The following is a 19,289-nucleotide window of genomic DNA, read 5'->3' as shown; positions in this document are numbered from 1 at the left end:
AAAGGCCCCCGTTCCTGACCCGGGCCAGGAACAGGGGCCACTGCCACCGAAGGACGGCTACGGCGTCACAGCACCCGGTCCGCGCGGGGCAGGGAGCGGACGGCGTAGGCCACGGCCCAGCACAGCGGCAGGGCCAGGGCGGCGACCAGGGCGAACTTCACGGCCGCCGGGGCGTGCAGCCAGCGGAAGGCGTAGCCGAGTCCGACGAGCACGGCCGCATGGGTGAGGTAGACGGCGAAGGCATGGCGGGAGAGGAACATGGCGACCGGGCCCTGCCGCTGGAACCGCTCCCGGAACAGGACGGTCAGTCCCAGGACGGCGCCGACCGCGAACGTCGACTCCCACGCGGCCCCGGCCAGCGACTGCCAGCTGCCGTGTCCGTCGAGCGCGCCGTCCCCGGCGGTGAGGGCGACGGGCAGGTACGCGAGCGTCGCCACGGTGGCGACGACGAACCCCACCCGCCCCGCGACCCGGGAGAGGGTCTGCGGCCAGCCACGGCGGTGGGCCAGCACGCCGAGGACGAAGAAGCTCGCGTACTGCGGCATGAAGCTGGGGGTGGGCAGGCCGAGGAAGGGCAGGTAGCTGCCGCTCGGAACGACGATCCGCCACAGGTACGTCGCGAGGGCCAGGCCGAGGGTGAAGACGACGATGGCGAGCGGCCGCGGGGCCCGCTCGGGCGCGCGCCCGGCCGTGCCGGCCTCCCCGCCGACGCCCGTGCGGCGGCGCGCCCGCCGGTGCCGCATGAGGGCGTAGACCAGGGAGAACGCCAGCAGCACCTCGACGAACCACATCGGCCCCGCGTCCCAGCTCAGGAGGTAGTAGAGCCAGTAGGGAAGGTCCTTGCCCTGCTCGGCGAATTCCGCCCGCAGATCGGCATAGCCGCCGAAGCCCACCAGCGGACGTATCAGCAGGAGGAAGGCGAGGAGCGGAATGCCCAGCCGCTTGAGGCGGTCCCGGAGGAACGGCCGGGTGCCCTTGCGTGCGTAGGAGGCCGGTGTGAAGAAGCCGGCGATCATGAAGAAGAACCCCATGAAGAACGCCTGGTTGAACATGACGAACACATCCAGGAGCAGCCCGGAGCCGTCCTTGGCGGGCTCGGTGTAGTACCAGGCCGGGATGTTGCCGTAGGTGACGGCGGTGTGGTGCAGCACCACCAGTACCGTCAGCACGATGCGCAGATTGTCGATGTAGAGCAGCCGGGCGGCGGCCTTCGGCCGCCCGGTGGCCGGCTCGGGCCCCACCGCCGGGGCCGGGCGGGCCAGATCGTCCGTCATGAAAGTTCTCCCCGTTCAGTGCAGTTCACAGCTGTGCAGTCCATGGCTGTGCGGTGCTGCTGGTGTGTCGTTCAGTGCTGTTCGGTGCCGCTGCCGGTCGTGTCCCGTGGCGCGTCCGCGCGGGTGGCGTGCTCGAAGAGGTCGGCGAGTTGGCGGGCATGGGCCGCCAGGTCGTGCTCGGGATGGGCGCTCCAGTACGCGAACATGTGGTCGATCCCGGCCTGGAGGCTGACGGCCATGACGCGCACGTCGAAGTCGCGGAACTCGCCGTTGCGCTGCCCCTCCAGGAAGACCCCCTCCAGCCCGACGTACAGCGGCTCGCTGGAGGCGACGCCGTAGCGCAGGGCCCCGTCCTCGGTACGGAAGTTGCTGAAGATCTCGCCGAGCGCGGCGAGTTGGGACCGGTGGTCCTGCATGTACGCGGCCACCGACTCCACATAGACCCGCAGCCAGGCCGTCGCCCCGGCCTCCTTCTCCAATCGGGCCTCGACGAACGCGCCGATCCCGTCGTAGATCTGCTCGACGAGCCGCTCGATCAACTCGGCCTTGCCGGCGAAGTGGTACGAGATCACCCCTTTGCTGATCCCCGCCCGCTCGGCGATCTGCGCCAGTGAGGCCTTCGCGAACCCCCGTACCGCGATGGTCTCGACGGCCGCATCCATGATCTGGGCCCGACGCGCCTTCTCGATGAAGGAGCGTTCGGGCTCCTGCGACTTCAGGTCGCCCGCCCCGCCCGCCGGGACGGAGACGGAGCCCGCCTGGCCGCTCGGATTATTTTCTGACCGCATGGCCAAAACCTTAGCCGGGCGGCCAATCGCCGTCCAGTCGGGGTGGGTTGAGCCCCTGGCCCGGCCGCGACCGCAGGTCAGCGGACCGCGGACGGCGCCTGGGCCGCAGGCATCAGGCGGTGGGGGTGGCCGGTGCCGTCGGAGGGGACGGACCAGGCGTCGGTCTCGAAGTCGCCGGGCAGGGCGTAGGCGACGGTGTGGTCGTCCAGCCAGACGGCCTGGTCGTCGGCGCTGCGCCGCTCGGCCAGCGGGTGCTCGCGCATGCTGTGCAGGTCCAGCACGTACAGGCGCCAGGGCGCGTCCGCCGGAAGGCCCGGCACCCGCTTCTTGAACGCCAGTCGGGTCCCGTCCGGCGACAGCGACGGGCATTCGACGTTGCCGCGGAGGACGGTCACCGTGCGCCGGGCGATGTCGCCGCGCACCAGGTAGGCGGTGCCGCGCGTGGCCAGGGTGGCGTAGAAGTGCCCGTCGTCGGCGAACGTCACTCCCCAGAAGTTGATGTCCGGGCTCCGGTACGGCTGCCCGTTCTTGATGACGCGGTAGGACTCCAGGTCGGCCTGGAGCTTTCCGTCGCGGGTGTCGAGGATCGAGGTGCGGGTGGAGAAGTTGAGCCCGGTGTACGACTCTCCGCTGACGAACACGGTCCACGCCACCATCCGCCCGCTGGGCGAGACCCGGGTCCGGGTGGGGCTCCCGACCAGGGGGACGTGTCTGCGGGCCCGCAGCCGGGAGTCCAGCACGACGGCTTCATAATGGCCGGCCGTCGCACCGGGCACCGCACGCAGACAACTGCCGGTGCCGGCGGCGGTGTGGAAGCGCAGGCAGCGGAGGCCGGATGCGGTGCGTGGGCCGGCGGGGTCGGAGACCGGTACGGACACCAGCTCGTCGCGGTGCGGCCCCCACAGCGTGCTGCGGAAGACCAGCCGGGGCCTCCGCGCCGGGGCCGCTCCGGCCAGTGCCACCTGCCCCGCGCTCACCTGCGGGCCGGTGGTCTGCTGCTGGTCCTTGCGATGCGCCTGGTCGGCGGCCCGCAGCACGGAGCCCACGGCGACACCGCCGAGTACCAGCACGGCGACGAGCAGGACGACGATGCGGGTACGGGCGGTCATCCGGTGGCCTCCGTCTTGGGCGCGGGGTCGGCAGGGGTGGTCGCGGGCGCAGGGTCGGCAGAGGCGGTCGTGGGCGGGGCGACCGCGGTGGAGGGTGCCGAAGGGCCTTCCTGCGTCGCGGCCGCCTCCGTCGCCGCCGTCTCCGTCGTCGCCACCTCCGTCGTCGTACGCAGCGGCTGGAGCAGGGCGCACACCGCCGCGCTCGCCGCCAGCGCCACCGCGGCGGCGGACAGCGCGGTCCGGTCCCCCCACGCCGTCCAGGCGGCGCCGAAGAGTACGGAGCAGGCGAAGCGGGCCCCGGCCTGTCCGGTCTGGACGAGGGCCAGGCCGCTGGAGCGCAGCTCCGGCGGCGTCACCCCGGCAGCCGCCGCCATCAGCACCCCGTCGGTCGCGGCGTAGAACCCGCCGTGCAGGACGAGCACCACGGCCACCAGGGGCAACGCCGGCGCGTGGAACGGCGCCAGCACCAGGCCGTACGCGGCGAGGAGGCCCAGGTGACCGGCCAGGAAGGTGCGCCGGCGGCCCCAGCGGTCGGCGGCCTTCCCCAGCGGGACGGCCAGCAGCAGGAAGGAGCCCGCCGTGACGACCGGCAGCAGGGGGAACCACTCCTGGGCCAGGTCCAGGCGTCGCTGCAGCAGCAGGTAGAGGAAGGAGTCGGAGACCGTGGCCAGCCCCAGCAGCAGCGCGCACAGGGTCAGCCGCCGGAGCTCGGCCCGGCGCAGCAGGCCGACCGCCGCGGCCAGGGAGACCCGGGCGCCGGGAGCCGCGGTACCGGCCGTCGGGGTCCGGCCCGGCACGAAGAGCAGCAGGACCAGGACACCCGTCACGGCGACGCAGAAGCTCACGGTGAACACCGCGTCGTAGCCCCCGGCCGCCACCCGCAGGACGGCGAGGGCGGTGACCGGCCCCAGCAGGGCTCCGGCGGTGTCCATCGCACGATGCACACCGAACGAACGCCCCTGGGTCCGGGGGCTGGAGGCCAACGAGATCATCGCGTCGCGCGGTGCCGTACGCAGCCCCTTGCCCGTGCGGTCGGCGGCGAGGACCAGGCTGATCAGCGGCACGCTGTGGGCCAGCAGCAGCAGCGGTTTGCACAGCGCGGAGAGCCCGTACCCCGCGGCGGCAGCGGCCTTGTGCCGTCCACCGCGGTCGGCGAGATGGCCGCCGACCAGCCGGACCAGGGCACTGACGCCGTTGTAGACCCCGTCCAACAGGCCGAAGCCGAGCGGGGACAGACCCAGTGCGGCGACCAGGTACAGCGGGAGGACGGCGGTGACCATCTCGGAGGAGATGTCGGTGATGAGGCTGACCGTGCCGAGGACGAACACGGTCCGGGGCACGGCCCGCAGCGCGGTCACGGCCTTGGTGTGCGGCAGGGCCCTGCCCCGGCCGCCCGGGCGGGTACCCGGGTCGGCCGGAGCAGGGGTGGTACGGCTGTCTGCTACGTACACGGTGGTCAGTTCCAGACGCCGGTGATGTCGGAGGCGGAGGCGGCGTTGCCGGCGTGCGTGGTCAGGCCGGCCAGGTCCTCGACGGTCCTGAGGACGTTGTAGTGGTTGTACGTCGCGGAGGAGGAGCTGCCCGGGGTGACGTGCGCTCCGTACAGCACCGTGGCGATGTGGTTGTTGTGGGCCCGGTCGTCCTCGTCGAAGGTGACGAGGAGCAGGCTGTTGTTGTTCTTGGCCCACTGGGCGTAGGCGTCGAGGTTGTTCTTCAGCCAGTTGTCGCCGGTGGTGATCGAGCAGTCGTGCATGTCGTTGCACAGGTTCGGCACGACGTACGAGACCTTCGGCAGCGTGCTGTAGTTCGTCGGGAACTGGCTGAAGGTGTGGGCGGTGTTCAGCGGCACGTTGTTGAACGCGAACCACGGGTTGTGCTTCCGGGCGTACTTGGTGGCGCTGTTGGTGCACGTCGTGGAGCCCTCGGAGGGCAGGCCCTCGTTGTAGCTGCCCCAGGACTTGCCGGCGGCCGTCAGCTCCGAGCCGAGGTTGGCGGCGCCGGAGAACTGCGGGGTGTAGCAGCTGTCGTCGGTGACGCCCTGGGTGCCGCCCGAGAAGAGGTCCAGGTAGTTGGGCTGGCTGGGGTGGGTCAGTGCGAAGGAGTTGGTGAGGTTGGCACCACCGGCCTTGAGGGTGTTGTTCAGGTACGGAGCGCTCGAACTGCCGATGACCTGCTCGTAGGCGTGGTTCTCGAACACCACGACCACGACGTGGTCGGGCGTCGGCAGTGCCGCGGCCTGCGCGACACCGGGGGCGCTGCCCCACAGCCCGAGCGAGGCGGCCACGAGGCCGGTGGCACCGAAGATCGAGACGGACCGGCGGGGCCGTCGTATGCGGGCGAGCATGGACAGGGACACAGCGGACCTCCGAGAAAGAGCCGTGAACGGTGCGGGGAGTGGCGTTTCTCGTGTGAAGCGAGGCAACCGTAGGAGGGCCGTCGTGAAGTTGTCAGAACTTCAAAAGTGAAGTGGAACCGAACAGTTGAAGGCCGGGCGCGGCTACCGGCGCGTACCTCAGCCCGCGTTCACGGGGGTGCGGACGACGACGAGTGGCGCATTCCGGGGTGAAGCGGAACGCGCCCGGCGTGCGCCGCGGAGCCCTCAACCGCGCTCCCGGCATCAGGATGCGGCGCGGCCGATCGCGTCGAGGAGCCGGCAGTCTTCCTCCGTCAGCCGCAGTGCGCCCGCTGCCACATTGTCGGCCAGGTGATCCGGGTTTCCCGTTCCCGGGATGGCCAGCACATGGGTGCCTTGCTTCAGGGTCCAGGCCAGACGTACCTGTGCCGGTGAGGCACCGTGGGCGCGGGCGACGGTGCGGACCTCGTCGGGCTCGGCACGGACGGCTCCCGCCTCGCGTCCCTCCCCGGCGAGGGAGAAGAAGGGCACGAACGCGATGCCGCGTGCGGCGCATTCCCGCAGCATCCGTGCGCCGTGCGGCGCGTCGATTCCGAAGCGGTTCTGGACGCACACCACCGGTGCGATCGCCAGGGCTTCGGCGAGGTGCTCCGGGCGGGCGTGGGAGATGCCGAGGTGGCGGATGAGGCCGGCTTCCCGCAGCTCGGCGAGGGCACCGATGTGCTCGCTGAGGGACTCCTGGCCCATCAGGCGCAGATTGACCACGTCGAGGTGGTCGCGGCCGAGTTGGCGCAGGTTCTCCTCGACCTGGCCGCGCAGCTGGTCGGGCCGCGCGGGGGCGGCCCAGTCACCGGAGGCGTCCCTGGCCGGGCCGACCTTGGTGGCGATGACGAGGTCGTCCGGGTACGGCGCCAACGCCGAGTTGATCAGCTCGTTGGCGGAGCGCAGCCGGGAGAAGTAGAACGCCGCGGTGTCGATGTGGTTCACGCCCAGCTCGACCGCGCGACGCAGTACCGCGGTCGCCTGGGCGCGGTCGCTGGGGACGCCCTCGTGGAAGGCGGCGCTGCCGGTCAGACGCATGGCGCCCAGGCCGAGCCGGTTGACCTCTCGATCACCGAGCAGCCAGGTGCCGGCGGCCGCCGCGGAGACCGTGTCCGTTGTCATCTTTCCCATCCGCTCCATCCCCTTCTTCCCTCGCCTCATGGCAGTTGAGGGCGAGGCGGTCCTGGAGTATGCGCAGGTGGCGGGGGCGGCGGGAAGGCGCGGCGGGTCGGAGGAATGTCACAGCTCGGACGGGAACTGACGGCACGGCACACGGAGTTGTTCCTGGCAGGAGGCGACGGCGCGGGTGGTCCTGTCGCGCAGGCGCGCACCCACCTCGACACACCGGCCCGCTCGGCGACCCTCCGCATCGGCGCCGTCGACCACAAGCGAGTCAGCGGCGGGTGAGTGCGGCGTTGGCTTTCATCAGCAGGGGGATGAGGGCGTAGGCGGCGACGGGGACGACGATCGCGGTGAGTATCAGCGTCCGCAGCGCGAGCGGCAGATGGGCGGTGGCCGGGCCGAGCAGACCGAGGACGACCGTGATCGTGGGGTAGACGGCGAGCCAGGTGATCAGCGCCCGACGGTGGACGGACGGGACGCGAGCAGGCGTGCTCAGGGACTCGGACGTGGACCTGGACGCGCACGTGCATGTGGACATGGATTCCCCCGGTCAGATGGGTCGGAGCAGTTCTCCAACCGTCGAGTTGGAGTCTGGCACAGCCACGCAAGAGAAGTCCAACCCTTTGGTTGGAGGTGGGTTAGGGTGGAGGCATGGCCTGGGACACAGCACGCACGAAACAACTCCTGCTCGATGCGGCGGTGGAGGAGTTCGCCGAGTTCGGCCCGGAAGGCGCCCGGGTGGCGCGGGTGGCGACCCGGGCGGGTGTCAACAAGGAGCGGATCTACCAGTACTTCGGCAGCAAGGAAAAGCTGTTCGTGGCGGTGCAGGAATCCGAACTGCAGAAGATCGCGGCTGCGGTGCCCCTCACCACCGAACAGGCCCAGGACCTGGGCGACTATGCGGGCCGGGTCTTCGACTACCACCGCGAGCACCCGCATTTCGTGCGATTGCTCGCCTGGGAGGGCCTGCAGTACCGGGACCGGGTGGTCGCCGAGTCCGAACGCACCGGCCACTATGACGAGAAGATCGCCGCGGTCGCCCGGGCCCAGAAGTCCGGGACCCTCAACGACGAGGTCGGCGCCGGCCAGTTGATGCACGCGGTGATCGCACTGACCGCATCCTGGTTCACGCTGCCGCAGCTGACCTGCATGCTCATGCCCGCCGTTGCCGAGGCGGGACCGGAGGCCCAGCGCGAGAGCCTCGTCACCCTGGTCCGCCGACTGACCGCCTGACCCGGCAGGTCAGCAGGTCAGCAGGTCGGGAGGTCGGGGGTCGGGGGGTCGGCTGGCCGCCCACGACCGGCCGACTCAGCCGCGCCAGCGTTGGATGTACCCCTCCCTGAGCGGTCCGCCGAGAACGTCGAGCACCTGCTCGGTGGCCGCTGATGCGCCCCCGCCCGCGAGCAGCACGGCGGGGGCACTCGATATGCCGGGCTACCGCAGGGCCGAGCGCACCGATTCCGGTGAGCGGGCCACCACCGCTGTGCCGTCGTCGGCGGTGATGATCGGACGTTGGATCAGTGCGGGACGGGCGGCCAGCACCTCGATCCACCGGGCGCGGTCGGCGGGTTCACGCGACCACGTGGCGAGGTCCAGTTCGGCCGCGGCGGGTTCGCCGAGGCGGGTGATGTCCCACGGTTCCAGTCCCAGCCGCTCAAGGACGGCGTCGAGTTCGTCCACGGTCGGCGGGTCTTCCAGGTAGTACCGCACCGTGTACTGCGCTGCTTCCGCGTCCAGCAGTGACAGGGCGGACCGGCACTTGGAGCAAGCGGGATTGATCCAGATTTCCATGCGGTGATCTTTCGGTACGTTCCGGGACGAGGCGAAGTGACGTGCCGTCACGAGGTGAAGTGCAGCGGCGGGGTGAAGGAGGGCCATTCAGGGGCCCGTTGGGTACGGCCTATCGGGTGGGCAGGCCGCTCAGTGCGAGGAATTCGGCGCGTGAGCGGGCGTCGTGGCGCAGGGTGCCCAGGAGGGTGGAGGTGAGGGTGCTGGAGCCGGTGGCCCGGACGCCGCGGAGGGTCATGCAGGTGTGTTCGGCTTCGATGACGACGCCCACGCCCTTGGGGTCCAGCTGCGTCTGCAACCAGTCGGCGACCTGTTTGGTGAGACGTTCCTGGACCTGGGGGCGGCAGGCGAAGTGCTCGACCACCCGGGCCAGTTTGGACAGGCCCAGGATCCGCCGTCCGGGCAGGTAGCCGACATGGGCGGTGCCGACGAACGGCAGCAGATGGTGCTCGCACACCGACCGCACCGGGATGCTGCGGGCCAGCACCAGTTCGTCGTACCCCTCGTCGTTGGGGAACGTCGTGAGGTCGAAGGGGCGGGGGCTGAACAGCTCCGCGTACGCGCGGGCCATGCGGCCGGGGGTCCCGCGCAGGCTCTCGTTGTCGGTGGAGATGCCGAGAGCCTGCAGGAACCGTCCCGCCGCGCGTTCGGCGGCGGCCAGATCGATGCCGTCCGTTTCGTGGACGACGCGCAACGCGGCCGGGGCGGGGATCGGTGTCTCCGGATCCTCGGGGACGAGGTCCATGGCGGCCTGAGGTTGCCGGGTCATCTCAGCTACCACCGATGCCCAGGGCGGTGAGCAGGACCAGGACGACCGTGAGGACGGCGAAGAGGCCGTGGCCGACCACCACCGGTACGGGGAAGTGCCGCTCGGCGGGCGCGGTCTGCGTCCCCGCGGTGGCCTCGGCGGCGGCGCGGGCCCGGTGGACGGGGAGCCAACGGGCCAGCATCGTGAAGCCGAGCAGGGCCACGGGCACGAGCAGGCCGAAGGCGGTCCAGGCCAGCGCGTCCTTGTCGGTGACCAGGTAGACGATCCAGACGACCAGGCCGGCCGCGGCCAGCGCGAAGTGTCCGAAGACGACCGGGACGGGCAGCCGGCTGGTGCCGCCGGAGGCTCCTCCGCGGGAGAGCCAGGTACCGAGCATGTAGAAGCCGCCCAGGGCGGTGATCAGCCAAGCGATCAGTGCGGCGATGTCCATCGGGACTCCTCTTACGCCTCTTGGTGAACGGGTTGGGCACCGCGTCCGCGACGACGCGCGAGCGCGGTGGAGGGGAAGGTCAGTCGGCGCTTCGGTCCGCTCCGGGCCGTCCGGAAACGAAGCCCTCGGCCTGCGTGGTCTCGTCGGCGACCCGCACCCCGTAGCGGTAGGCGAGCTTCCCGCCCAGGTATCCCGAGACGCCCAGGACCACCAGGCTCACGGCATTCAGCGTGAGCATCCCGGCCCCGACGCTGCCCGCGGGCCCGTGGCCGGCGTGCCGCCACCGGAAGTTGCCCGCGTATGCGGCGGTGACCAGCAGGTTCAGCGTCATGTGCAGCAGACCGACGCGGAACGCCCGGGTCCCGGGCGGAATCGCGAACAGGTCCAGGAACCCCACCGTCGCGGCGACCAGCGCGCCGATCACGCCCAGCGCGATCAGCCACATCGCGCCCTGGGCCAGGAAGGCCGGCTCGTGCACGAGGTGCGAAGCGATGTCGAAGACCACGCTGCCGACCCACGCGCCGATGGGGACCGTGACCAGGATCGGATGGAACGGGTGCCCGTACGGACCGGCCAGTGCGGCACTCACCGGCCGCTTGGCGCGGCCGGGCAACGGTTCAGCCATGCCGACCACCTCCTTTTTCACCAACAAATCTTGGTCTTATTCCGGAGGGGCGTCAAGACGGGCAGGTGAGCGCCGCACAAGTCGACGATTTACTGGTTGGACCTACCGGTGTGCGCGTTATTGTGGAGGGGTGGATCCCGACGCAACACCGCAGAGGCGCCCGGACGACGCCGCGATCGAGTCCGTGAGCGTCCTCAATGAGGACTCCCGGCGGCAGATGTTCGCGTTCATCCGGCGCCAGGGCCGCCCCGTCACCCGGGACGAGGCGGCCGCCAGCGTGGGCATCTCCCGTAAGCTCGCCGCCTTCCATCTCGACAAGCTGGTGGACGCCGGTCTGCTGCGCGCCCGGTACGCCTCGCCCGGCGGTATCCGGAAGGTCGGCCGTCAGCCCAAGGTCTACGAACCCACCGACAGCGAGATCCGCGTCAGCATCCCCGACCGCCGCCACGAGCTCCTCGCCGAGCTCCTGCTGGAGGCCGTCCTGAGCGAGGACGAGGGCGAAACCGCGACCCACGCCGCCGTCCGCACGGCCGGCCGGCGCGGCCGGGAACTGGGCGAGGCCGAACGGGAGCAGACCCGCCCCGGTCGACTCGGCACGGAACGCGGGCTCAACGTCTGCGAGCGGATGCTCGACCAGCACGGCTTCGAGCCGTTTCGCGAAACGCCCACCCAACTCCGGCTGCGCAACTGCCCCTTCCACCCGCTGGCGGCCCGGGCCCCCGACCTGGTGTGCGGGATGAACCACGCCTTCATCGCCGGATATCTGCAGGGTCTGAAGGTCAGCGGCGTGGAGGCCGTCCTCGCACCCCGCCCGGGGGAATGCTGCGTCCAGCTCGGCCCCGCCACGGAGTGACGGCCACGGAGCCGCGGCCGGTGTTCTTCATGAAAGGCCGGTGTTCTCAGGGAGATACGGAGGTCGGTGCCTGTGCCTCGTGGCCGTGGGGCGGTGTGCGGTCCGAGGGTGGGCGGAGCCGTCCGGTCAGGGCGAGGAAGGCGACGAACGCGCCCATGGCGAGCCAGCCGGGCCAGCCGAAGAGACCCATGCGCAGGGGGTCCAGCGTGAGGTGCGGGTCGGCGAATTCCCTGACCATGTTCACGCTGACCGTGCTGACGCAGGCATGGCCGACGACCGCGGGGATCACCGACCCGGAACGCAGCCGCAGCCAGGTGAAGATCGGCAGCCCGAGGGTACAACTCACCAGCATCGCGGGCACGGACACGTACCAGGGCTGCCCCGGATACTGCCCGCCGACCAGCAGGGTGGGCAGGTGCCACAGGGCGAACGCGATGCTGGTGGCCACGTACGCCCCCACCAGGCGCAGGCCCCGCCCGTCGCGCGCCAGCCGCGGAAACAGGTATCCCTGCCAGCCCAGTTCCTCCCCGAAGAACAGGGGCAGCGAGATCACCAGCTCCGGCAGCATCCGTGCCGCCCAGGTACCGAGTTCGTGCCCACGCAGCTCGCCCCAGGAGTAGACACCGACCGCGCTGCCGATGCAGAGAGCCGTGACGGTGAGGACGGCAGGGACGGCAACGGCCGACAGGCACGCCCGCACAGCACGTCCCGGGGGTGCGGGCCACCGCAGGGCGAGGGCGTCACGCACCCGTCCCTTACCGGCCGGCTCGACGAACCGGATGACGAGGACCGCGGCGAGAGCCGGCGCCAGCATCGCCACCGAGATGCACACCTGCTCCAGAGTTCCGGTCTCCGCCCGGCCGTCGCTCCGCCGGAATCCGCTCGCCAGCAGCGGCGACATGGCCAGCCACATGCCCAGATAGGCGAGGCCCAGGAACATCAGCAGTCCGCGGCGGGGGCGGGGTAAGGCCGCCGGCGCAGGGAGGGAAGTCGTCATGGCGCTGACGCTACGAGCCGGCGTTCGGCAGGAGAATGCGGCTGGCCCCACCGCCGGGCCGGTGGATTTCCCTACCCGTTACAGCACCTCTGCCGCCGAGTCCGCCAGGCGTCGGCGTGCCGTACGGGTGGCCGGCAGGGTGGCGGCCACCGCGGAGATCGTGACGGCGAGGGCGACGACCAGGGCCAGGGTCCCGGCCGGCGGGAGTTGGGCGATGCCGGTGCCCCAGCCGCTCGTTTCGCCCTGGAGGTCGATGAGCCACTGGGAGGCGAGCAGGCCGAGCGCGGTGCCGGTGAGCGCGGCGGCCAGGGTGATGAAGGCGGTAGCCGAGACGATGACGGCGGTGATCTGGCGGGGGGTGAGGCCGACGGCCCGCAGGGCGAGCAGGTCGCGGCTGCGGTCGCGTACGGCGGCGCCGACCGTGGTCGCCAGTTCCGCGAGTCCGATCAGGGTGAGCACCGCGATCAGTCCGGCGGCGACGCCGCGGATCGCGGAGAGCTGGTCGGCGGGGTTGGGGATCTGACGTACTTCGAGGCGGCCCGCGGAGTCCTTGGTGAGGGCGTCGCGTACGGCGGCGGGGTCGGTGCCGTGGTGCAGGACCAGGTTGTAGAAGTCGGGGCGGGCCGCCGGGGCGCCGGGGCCCTCGTCGCGCAGGGTGTCGAGGGTGGTGGAGACGACCCGGCCGGCGTCTTCGGTCTCGATGCTGCGGCCGACGAGGTGCAGGACGTGCGGGCGGCCGGCGACGGTCATCCGGACCCAGTCGCCGACGTGTGCGTCGAGGAGTTCCAGCAGGCCGGCGCCGGCGACCGCCTCGTCCGGGCCGTGGGCGGCGCGGCCCTCCGCGAGGGCGAAGGGGTAGGGGTGGGCGTCGGTACCGAGGCCGCGCAGCGTGATCGTGCCGGTCTGGCCGGGGACCAGCGCCTGCACCTCGGCGCCGGGGTAGGACGTCAACTCGCCCTGTTTCGCGAGGAGTTGGTGTACCTGCTGGTCGCTCAGGGAGTCCGAGCGCACGGTGAGCGATGCGGCCAGGCCGACGCTTTCCGGGCGGGAGGTGAAGCGGTCCAGGGTGCTCCAGGCGCCCAGGGCGATGGTGATGAGCAGCAGGGGGACGGCGAGGCGCGCCACGGCCGCCCAGGAGCGCAGGGGACGGTGGAAGGCGCCGCGCCAGCCGAGGACCAGGGCCGGGGGGATCTTGAGGCCGAGGGCGCGCCGGGTCAGGCCGGATCCGCCGCCGGCGGCGGGTGCGGCGGCGCGGGCGACCGGGACGGGTGGCACCCGGCCGGCGCGCCATGCGGTCAGGCAGGTGGCCGCGCCGATGAAGGCCACCACGCCACCGCATACGGCGAGGGGCAGCCAGGCGTGTTCGGGGAGCTGTGCCCACAGGGCCGTCGCCTCGCCGATCCGGCCCGGGACCAGGGGGCCGAGCAGCTGGGTGACCAGAGCTCCGAGGGTGACGCCCAGCAGCGCGAAGCCGAGGTGCAGGACGAGGAACATCCGGACCACCTGGCCCGGGGTGAAGCCGATGGCCTTGAGGACGGAGATGTCGCGGAGGTGGCCGCGGATCCTGGTGCTGATGGCGCCGCCCACGGCGAGGGCGGCGGCGAGCAGGGCGCCCAGGCCGAAGAGGCCGAGCAGCCGGGCGAGCAGACCGTTGTCGCCGGCGGCCTCGGCCTTGGCCTGGCGCCAGGTGGAGACGTCGGTGATCTGGTCGGCGCCGAGCTGGGTGACCGCCCGCTGGACGACGTAGTCGGTGTCCTCGGGGTGGGTGAGCCGGAGGCCGATGGCGCGGCCGCGCTGGTCGGCGCCCGCGTCGGAGGCGGCGAGGGTCTGCGGGAGCACCCAGGCGACGCCGGGGGTCTCGCCGGCCCGGAAGGGCGCTTCGGCGGTGTCGGCGATGCCCACCACGTGCAGGGGCGCCGGGAAGCCGCTCAACGCAAGGGAATCACCCGGTTTGGCCCAGATTGCCCGGGCTACCGAGCTGTCGAGCACGATGCCCCGGGTGGTCCCCGCATCGGTGTGCGGGTCGAGCCAGCGGCCCGCGACGGTCTGCGGGGCGGCGGTCGCCGGACGCCCACGGACGCCGCGCAGTTCGAGTGCCGCCCGGGCGCCGCCGGGCTGCAGGCTCGCGGTCGTCCGCACCGTGGGGTACGGGCCGGCGGCGGCTCGCACCTCGTCCAGTGCGGCGAGCGAGCCGGCGCGGGCCCCGGCCTGGGTGTGGAGCCAGACGTGGGCGCCGGAGGACTGGGTGAAGATCCGCTGCCAGGGGTCGGTGGCGTAGGAGAAGAGGGCGGTGGCCAGGAGCAGGGAGACGGTGATCCCGGCGGTGGCGAGCACGATGAGCACGGCCGCCGGGCGGTGTGCTCTCAGATGTGCCTGGGTCCAGCGTGCTGCGGCTCGCACGGGTCAGCCCCGGAGCTTCAGTACGTCGGACACCCCGGCCGCCGGGCGGCCGGGCTCGCTGCCGAGGTGGGCGTCGTCGACGACCTGGCCGTCGAAGAAGCTGATCACCCGGTCCGCGGCGCTGGCGATCCTGGCGTCATGGGTGACCAGGAGGATGGTCTGGCCGCGCCGGTGGAAGCGGGCGAGCAGCCGCAGCACCTCCCGGGTGCCCTTGCTGTCCAGGCTGCCGGCGGGTTCGTCGGCGAGCAGCAGGCTGGGGGCGTTGACCAGGGCCCGGGCGAGGGCGACCCGCTGCTGCTCGCCGCCGGAGAGCTCGCCGGGCGTGCAGTTCTCCTTGCCGGTCAGGCCGAGCTCGTCGAGCAGCTCGGTGCGGGCGGTACGGGCCTGCCGGGGGGAGCGGCCGGCCAGCAGCGCGGGGAGTTCGACGTTGTCGGCGACGGAGAGGTTGGAGACCAGGTTGAAGAACTGGAAGACGATGCCGATGTGGTTGCGGCGCAGCTCCGCCCAGCGGGCCTCGCGGTAGCCGTCGACCTGGCGGCCGTCGAGCCACAGGGAGCCGCTGTCGGGGCGGTCGAGGCCGCCGAGAAGGTGCAGAAGGGTGGATTTGCCCGCGCCCGAGGGGCCGGTCACGGCGACGAATTCGCCGCGCTCGACGGTCAGGTCGACGCCCCGCACGGCGTGGACGGGGGCGGCACCTTCCGGCCGGTGGGTCTTGACCAGGCCGGCTGCCCTCACTATCGGGCCGGACGGCTCGTCCCGGTTCATTCCAACTCCTCTTGACAGCGCTCCAGCCAGTCCAGATCCGCCTGGAGATGCAGCATCGCGCCCTCGATCAGCAGCTGTGCGATCGGGTTGCCCCGGTCCTCCACCGCCGCGAGTTTCGACAGGTCGCGCATGGTGTTGAGGTACTGGCGGCGCTGCTTGTTGATCAGGGCGATCCGGTCCGCGGTCCCGGTCTGCGAGGCGACGGCGAGCTTCATGAAGAATTCGTCCCGCACCCTCGGTTCGGCGGTGGCCTCGTCGAACCAGGCGTCCACCGCCTCCCGCCCCGCGGCGGTGATCCGGTAGATGCGTTTGTTGGGCCGGTCCGACTGCTCGACGTCCTCTCCCTCGATCAGGCCCGCCTTCTCCAGCCTGCTGAGGGTGACGTAGATCTGGCCGACGTTCGGCTGAGGGTATGCCGCGCCGAGGAGGTTCTCAAGGGCCTGTTTGAGTTCGTAGCCGTGTGCGGGTCCACTGACCAACAGAGCAAGGAGTGGCAGCCGCACGCTCTTCCTCTCCCTCCCCGCCCTACATGCCGGTTATGTGATCTCATCCGGGTGTGAGCCGGTCGGTCGTCGTATCTCCCTGCGACATCTAGTATCCCGCATGGCTAACAGGTATACATGGGGCGGGCTGTCGGTCCAGTGTCCCGTCGACGCCTGGTTCAAGGAGGAGCCCATGCGGTGGAAGCGTGCCGCGACGAGGGCTCTGCTGGTGTTTTCACTGCTGTTCGCGGGGAGTGCGGGTGCCCGGGCCGGTGAGCCGCTCGGCGATCCGGACGGCCGCGGCCCCATCACGCTCGTGACCGGCGGCGACCTCACGGGCTATCTGCGCGGCGTCCTCGACGGCTGGAACGTCCACCACCCGCGCGAGAAGGTGACGCTGGTCGAGCTGCCGGACGCGGCCGACGAGGTCCGGGCCCAGATGGTCACCGAGCTGCGCTCGCACAGCGCCCGCTTCGACGTGCTGAACATCGATGTGGCCTGGACGTCGGAGTTCGCGGCCGCGGGCTGGATCCGGCCGGTGGACGGCGCGCGGTTCCCGCTGAAGCGCTTCCTGCCGCCCGTGGTGGACACCGCCACCTTCCGGGGCCGCCTCTATGCGGTTCCGTACGTGACCAACGCGGGGCTGCTCTACTACCGCAAGGACGTCCTCGACCGGGAGGGTGCCCGGCCGCCGCGCACCTGGGCCGAGTTGGCGCAGTTGGCGAGGACGGTGGCGCCCAAGTACGGACTGGACGGCTATGCGGGCCAGTTCCTGCCGTACGAGGGGCTGACCGCCAACGTCGTCGAGGCGGTGCAGTCGGCGGGCGGTTCGGTGCTCGCCGGTGAGGGCACGCGGGTGACCGTGGACTCCCCCGCGGCCCGCCGGGGTCTGTCGTTCCTGCTCGACGGGGTGCGCGAGGGATGGATCCCCCAGCGGGCGCTGGCGTACAAGGAGGAGGAGTCCCGCCGGGCCTTCCAGGACGGCCATCTGCTGTTCCTGCGGAACTGGCCGTACGCGTACGCGCTGGCCGGCGGCCCGACCTCGAAGGTGGCGGGGAAGTTCGGCGCGGTGCCGCTGCCGGGTCCCGACGGGCCGGGTGCCAGCGCGCTGGGCGGTTCCAATCTGGCCGTCAACGCGCATTCGCGGCATCCGGAGACGGCCGCCGCGCTGATTTCCTATCTGACGTCCGAGCCGGTGCAGCGCCGGGTGCTCACCGAGGGTGCGCTGCCGCCGGTGTGGGCCGATCTGTACGCGGATCCGCAGTTGGTGCGGCGGTTCCCGTATCTGCCGACGCTCAAGCGGGCGGTGCTGACCGCCCGGCCGCGGCTGAAGAGCCCGCGCTACGACCAGGTGAGCCTGGCGGTGCAGGCCGTCATGCACGACGCGCTGGTCCACCGGCTGAGCACGGACGCCACCGTCGCGCGCCTGGAGCGCGAACTGCGGGCCATCGTCAGCCGCGGCTGACCCTCGCCCGACCTCTCCTCACCCTTCCCTAGTTACTTGTTAAGTAACGGACGAGCTTCGACGCGCGTCAAAATGCGGGACAAATCGGGGCACTCAGCAAACAGTTCGCTCCTTTTCGTTGACACCGAAAAGACATGCCTACTTAACATGCATGCATAACAGCGACCCCGGCAGGCCGCACGGCATGCTCATGCAAGAACGGGATCACGGCAGATGCTCATCGCCACCGCAGACAACGGCTCCCCGGCCGAAGACGCGCCCTCCCTCCCCCTCACCGGCCCGGCCGCCCCCGCGGTCCGGCCGGCCACCGGGACCACGTCCCCGGACACGGCTCAGCGCTGGTGGCGCGACGCGGTGATCTACCAGGTCTACGTCCGCAGCTTCCTCGACAGCACCGGTGACGGCATCGGCGATCTGGCCGGTGTCCGCACGGGGTTGCCGTACCTCAAGAAGCTCGGGGTGGACGGCATCTGGCTCAGCCCCTTCTACCCCTCCCCGCAGCACGACCACGGCTACGACGTCGCCGACTACCGCGACGTCGACCCGGTATACGGCGACCTCGCGGAATTCGACCTGCTGGTGGCCGACGCGCGCCGGCTGGGCCTGAAGGTCCTGCTGGACATCGTCCCCAACCACTGCTCCAGCGAGCACCCGTGGTTCCGCGCCGCCCTGGAGGACGGGCCGGGCAGCGAGGCCCGCGCGTTGTTCCACTTCGCCGACGGGCGCGGGGCGGACGGTGAACTGCCGCCCAACAACTGGCGGGCGATGTTCGGCGGCCCCGCCTGGTCCCGGGTCACCGAGGCGGACGGGACCGCCGGCCAGTGGTACCTCCACATGTTCACGCCCGAGCAGCCCGACCTGAACTGGCGCAACCCCGCGGTGCCCGCCGACTTCGACAAGGTGCTGCGCTTCTGGCTGGACCGCGGTGTCGACGGCTTCCGGATCGACGTGGCCGCCGGGCTGTTCAAGCACCCCGAACTCCCGGACTCCCCCGACCCGTCGGCCGACGAGCGGACCCGCGACTCGGTCAACCCGCTGGCCTGGAACCAGCCCGAGGTGCACCAGGTGTGGCGCGACTGGCGCGCCCTGTGCGAGGAGTACACCGCACGCGACGGCCGCGACCGGCTGCTGGTCGGCGAGGTCTCGGTGCGCACCCCGAGCGAGCAGGCCGCGTACGTCCGGCCCGACGAGCTGCACCAGGCGTTCTTCTTCCACCTGCTGACCGCGCGCTGGGACGTCGACACCTTCCGCACGGTGATCTCCGAGGCGCTGACCGACATCGCGGGCACCGGCTCCACGGTCACCTGGGTCCTCAACAACCACGACCAGGTCCGGACCGTCACCCGGTACGCGACCGAACCCAGCAGCGGACCGAGTGGACTGGGCCCCGCCCGGGCCCGGGCCGCCGCGCTGCTGATGCTGGCGCTGCCCGGCGCGGCGTACATCTACCAGGGCGAGGAGCTGGGGCTGCCGGAGGTCGTCGACCTGCCGGACGAGGTCCTGACCGACCCGATATTCCACCGCACGGGCAGCCGGCAGCACATCCGCGACGGCTGCCGGGTGCCGCTCCCCTGGTCCGGGCACGCCTCCCCGTTCGGCTTCACCGCGGGTACCGACGCGGCGCGGCCCTGGCTGCCGCAGCCGGAGTGGTTCGCCGACCACGCCACGGACCGGGCGCTGGCCGACACCCGGTCGTTCTGGCACCTGTACCGCGAGGGCCTGCAGCTGCGCCGCAGCCTCCCCCAGCTCGGCGAGGGAACGCTGCGCTGGCTCCCCTCCCCGCCCCAGGTGCTGGCGTTCGAACGCGGCGACGGTCTGGTCTGTGCCGTCAACTTCGGCACCGAGCCGGTGGCCGCCCCCGCCCCCGGCGTCCCGCTGCTGGCCAGCGGCGACTGCCCCGCGGGGACGCTGCCCGGCTCCACCGCCGCCTGGTGGATGCACGCCCCCGGGTCCGCGTCCGTCCCCGCCCCCCGATAGCCCCACACCCCTCCCCCCGACGCCCCGCCAGTCCTCCCGAAGGGAAAACC

The 19,289-nt window shown here is 71.6% G+C and carries 20 protein-coding genes; 5 read left to right on the top strand and 15 right to left on the bottom strand.

Features of this window, described 5'->3' with window-relative positions; genetic code table 11:
• Positions 1–65: 65 nt before the first annotated feature.
• The 6 genes from ACZ7MX_RS16660 to ACZ7MX_RS16635 form a co-directional block, all read right to left on the bottom strand.
• Positions 66–1,274, bottom strand: coding sequence for an acyltransferase family protein (locus ACZ7MX_RS16660; protein WP_472132676.1), 1,209 nt, complete (start codon positions 1,272–1,274; stop codon positions 66–68).
• Positions 1,275–1,345: 71 nt separating this feature from the next.
• Positions 1,346–2,062, bottom strand: coding sequence for a TetR/AcrR family transcriptional regulator (locus ACZ7MX_RS16655; protein WP_472132674.1), 717 nt, complete (start codon positions 2,060–2,062; stop codon positions 1,346–1,348).
• Positions 2,063–2,139: 77 nt separating this feature from the next.
• The gene (locus tag ACZ7MX_RS16650; protein WP_472132672.1) at positions 2,140–3,171 is read right to left on the bottom strand and encodes a TolB-like translocation protein; all 1,032 of its coding nucleotides are present in this window, start codon (positions 3,169–3,171) and stop codon (positions 2,140–2,142) included.
• On the bottom strand, positions 3,168–4,622 hold the full coding sequence (locus tag ACZ7MX_RS16645; protein WP_472132671.1) for an MFS transporter: 1,455 nt from the start codon (positions 4,620–4,622) through the stop codon (positions 3,168–3,170). The genes ACZ7MX_RS16650 and ACZ7MX_RS16645 overlap by 4 nt, the downstream gene beginning before the upstream one ends.
• Positions 4,623–4,627: 5 nt before the next feature.
• Entirely contained in the window at positions 4,628–5,515 is an 888-nt protein-coding gene (locus ACZ7MX_RS16640; protein WP_472133266.1) for an alkaline phosphatase family protein, read from the bottom strand.
• 273 nt (positions 5,516–5,788) lie between these two features.
• On the bottom strand, positions 5,789–6,688 hold the full coding sequence (locus tag ACZ7MX_RS16635; RefSeq protein ID WP_472133264.1) for an aldo/keto reductase: 900 nt from the start codon (positions 6,686–6,688) through the stop codon (positions 5,789–5,791).
• A 114-nt stretch (positions 6,689–6,802) separates the two neighbouring features.
• On the opposite strand from ACZ7MX_RS16635, the gene ACZ7MX_RS16630 reads away from it, so the two are divergent.
• Complete coding sequence (locus ACZ7MX_RS16630; protein WP_472132669.1) at positions 6,803–6,973, top strand: hypothetical protein; 171 nt, start codon at positions 6,803–6,805, stop codon at positions 6,971–6,973.
• Here the strand turns inward: ACZ7MX_RS16630 and ACZ7MX_RS16625 are convergent.
• Positions 6,960–7,226, bottom strand: coding sequence for a putative antibiotic biosynthesis monooxygenase (locus ACZ7MX_RS16625; protein ID WP_472132667.1), 267 nt, complete (start codon positions 7,224–7,226; stop codon positions 6,960–6,962). The two genes, ACZ7MX_RS16630 and ACZ7MX_RS16625, sit on opposite strands and share 14 nt — an antisense overlap.
• Before the next feature lie 113 nt (positions 7,227–7,339).
• Here ACZ7MX_RS16625 and ACZ7MX_RS16620 point away from each other — a divergent pair, with 113 nt between their 5' ends.
• On the top strand, positions 7,340–7,921 hold the full coding sequence (locus ACZ7MX_RS16620; protein WP_472132665.1) for a TetR family transcriptional regulator: 582 nt from the start codon (positions 7,340–7,342) through the stop codon (positions 7,919–7,921).
• Positions 7,922–8,122: 201 nt separating this feature from the next.
• Here ACZ7MX_RS16620 and ACZ7MX_RS16615 read toward each other — a convergent pair whose 3' ends face one another.
• The 4 genes from ACZ7MX_RS16615 to ACZ7MX_RS16600 all read right to left on the bottom strand — a co-directional run bounded on the left by ACZ7MX_RS16615 (position 8,123) and on the right by ACZ7MX_RS16600 (position 10,300).
• Positions 8,123–8,479 carry an ArsC/Spx/MgsR family protein gene (locus ACZ7MX_RS16615; protein ID WP_472132663.1) on the bottom strand — a complete coding sequence of 119 codons (357 nt, stop codon included), beginning with the start codon at positions 8,477–8,479 and terminating at the stop codon, positions 8,123–8,125.
• A gap of 109 nt (positions 8,480–8,588) precedes the next feature.
• A complete protein-coding gene (gene folE / locus ACZ7MX_RS16610; protein ID WP_472133262.1) occupies positions 8,589–9,221 on the bottom strand; it encodes a GTP cyclohydrolase I FolE in 633 nt (210 codons plus the stop codon).
• Positions 9,222–9,246: 25 nt separating this feature from the next.
• The gene (locus ACZ7MX_RS16605) at positions 9,247–9,675 is read right to left on the bottom strand and encodes a hypothetical protein (protein ID WP_472132661.1); all 429 of its coding nucleotides are present in this window, start codon (positions 9,673–9,675) and stop codon (positions 9,247–9,249) included.
• A 79-nt stretch (positions 9,676–9,754) separates the two neighbouring features.
• Positions 9,755–10,300, bottom strand: coding sequence for a DUF2231 domain-containing protein (locus tag ACZ7MX_RS16600; RefSeq protein WP_472132659.1), 546 nt, complete (start codon positions 10,298–10,300; stop codon positions 9,755–9,757).
• Positions 10,301–10,517: 217 nt separating this feature from the next.
• On the opposite strand from ACZ7MX_RS16600, the gene ACZ7MX_RS16595 reads away from it, so the two are divergent.
• A complete protein-coding gene (locus ACZ7MX_RS16595; protein WP_472133260.1) occupies positions 10,518–11,153 on the top strand; it encodes a helix-turn-helix transcriptional regulator in 636 nt (211 codons plus the stop codon).
• Between the two features lie 46 nt (positions 11,154–11,199).
• On the opposite strand, the gene ACZ7MX_RS16590 is transcribed toward ACZ7MX_RS16595, so the two are convergent.
• The 4 genes from ACZ7MX_RS16590 to ACZ7MX_RS16575 form a co-directional block, all read right to left on the bottom strand.
• Entirely contained in the window at positions 11,200–12,150 is a 951-nt protein-coding gene (locus tag ACZ7MX_RS16590; protein ID WP_472132657.1) for a CPBP family glutamic-type intramembrane protease, read from the bottom strand.
• A 78-nt stretch (positions 12,151–12,228) separates the two neighbouring features.
• A complete protein-coding gene (locus ACZ7MX_RS16585; protein WP_472132655.1) occupies positions 12,229–14,550 on the bottom strand; it encodes an ABC transporter permease in 2,322 nt (773 codons plus the stop codon).
• Positions 14,551–14,553: 3 nt separating this feature from the next.
• Positions 14,554–15,315 (bottom strand): ABC transporter ATP-binding protein, encoded by a 762-nt coding sequence (locus ACZ7MX_RS16580; protein WP_472132653.1) that lies wholly within the window; start codon positions 15,313–15,315, stop codon positions 14,554–14,556.
• Positions 15,312–15,818, bottom strand: a complete 507-nt coding sequence (locus ACZ7MX_RS16575) for a PadR family transcriptional regulator (protein ID WP_472132651.1) — start codon at positions 15,816–15,818, stop codon at positions 15,312–15,314. The genes ACZ7MX_RS16580 and ACZ7MX_RS16575 overlap by 4 nt, the downstream gene beginning before the upstream one ends.
• A 172-nt stretch (positions 15,819–15,990) precedes the next feature.
• Between ACZ7MX_RS16575 and ACZ7MX_RS16570 the strand changes: the two genes are divergently transcribed.
• On the top strand, positions 15,991–17,262 hold the full coding sequence (locus tag ACZ7MX_RS16570) for an ABC transporter substrate-binding protein (RefSeq protein WP_472132650.1): 1,272 nt from the start codon (positions 15,991–15,993) through the stop codon (positions 17,260–17,262).
• 213 nt (positions 17,263–17,475) lie between these two features.
• A complete protein-coding gene (locus ACZ7MX_RS16565; protein ID WP_472132648.1) occupies positions 17,476–19,239 on the top strand; it encodes a glycoside hydrolase family 13 protein in 1,764 nt (587 codons plus the stop codon).
• Positions 19,240–19,289 lie beyond the last annotated feature (50 nt).

Source organism: Streptomyces sp. NPDC107765 (genome assembly GCF_055657085.1).
Note: the sequence above shows the minus strand (reverse complement) of the source record. Positions and strands in the feature narration are given on the sequence as shown.

Bases quoted from the DNA above. Each gene is read 5' to 3' on its own strand.
- ACZ7MX_RS16660 (WP_472132676.1), bottom strand. From the start codon at position 1,274: ATGACGGACGATCTGGCCCGCCCGGCCCCGGCGGTGGGGCCCGAGCCG.
- ACZ7MX_RS16655 (WP_472132674.1), bottom strand. From the start codon at position 2,062: ATGCGGTCAGAAAATAATCCGAGCGGCCAGGCGGGCTCCGTCTCCGTC.
- ACZ7MX_RS16650 (WP_472132672.1), bottom strand. From the start codon at position 3,171: ATGACCGCCCGTACCCGCATCGTCGTCCTGCTCGTCGCCGTGCTGGTA.
- ACZ7MX_RS16640 (WP_472133266.1), bottom strand. From the start codon at position 5,515: ATGCTCGCCCGCATACGACGGCCCCGCCGGTCCGTCTCGATCTTCGGT.
- ACZ7MX_RS16635 (WP_472133264.1), bottom strand. From the start codon at position 6,688: ATGACAACGGACACGGTCTCCGCGGCGGCCGCCGGCACCTGGCTGCTC.
- ACZ7MX_RS16630 (WP_472132669.1), top strand. From the start codon at position 6,803: ATGTCACAGCTCGGACGGGAACTGACGGCACGGCACACGGAGTTGTTC.
- ACZ7MX_RS16625 (WP_472132667.1), bottom strand. From the start codon at position 7,226: ATGTCCACATGCACGTGCGCGTCCAGGTCCACGTCCGAGTCCCTGAGC.
- ACZ7MX_RS16620 (WP_472132665.1), top strand. From the start codon at position 7,340: ATGGCCTGGGACACAGCACGCACGAAACAACTCCTGCTCGATGCGGCG.
- ACZ7MX_RS16615 (WP_472132663.1), bottom strand. From the start codon at position 8,479: ATGGAAATCTGGATCAATCCCGCTTGCTCCAAGTGCCGGTCCGCCCTG.
- folE (WP_472133262.1), bottom strand. From the start codon at position 9,221: ATGGACCTCGTCCCCGAGGATCCGGAGACACCGATCCCCGCCCCGGCC.
- ACZ7MX_RS16605 (WP_472132661.1), bottom strand. From the start codon at position 9,675: ATGGACATCGCCGCACTGATCGCTTGGCTGATCACCGCCCTGGGCGGC.
- ACZ7MX_RS16600 (WP_472132659.1), bottom strand. From the start codon at position 10,300: ATGGCTGAACCGTTGCCCGGCCGCGCCAAGCGGCCGGTGAGTGCCGCA.
- ACZ7MX_RS16595 (WP_472133260.1), top strand. From the start codon at position 10,518: ATGTTCGCGTTCATCCGGCGCCAGGGCCGCCCCGTCACCCGGGACGAG.
- ACZ7MX_RS16590 (WP_472132657.1), bottom strand. From the start codon at position 12,150: ATGACGACTTCCCTCCCTGCGCCGGCGGCCTTACCCCGCCCCCGCCGC.
- ACZ7MX_RS16580 (WP_472132653.1), bottom strand. From the start codon at position 15,315: ATGAACCGGGACGAGCCGTCCGGCCCGATAGTGAGGGCAGCCGGCCTG.
- ACZ7MX_RS16570 (WP_472132650.1), top strand. From the start codon at position 15,991: ATGCGGTGGAAGCGTGCCGCGACGAGGGCTCTGCTGGTGTTTTCACTG.
- ACZ7MX_RS16565 (WP_472132648.1), top strand. From the start codon at position 17,476: ATGCTCATCGCCACCGCAGACAACGGCTCCCCGGCCGAAGACGCGCCC.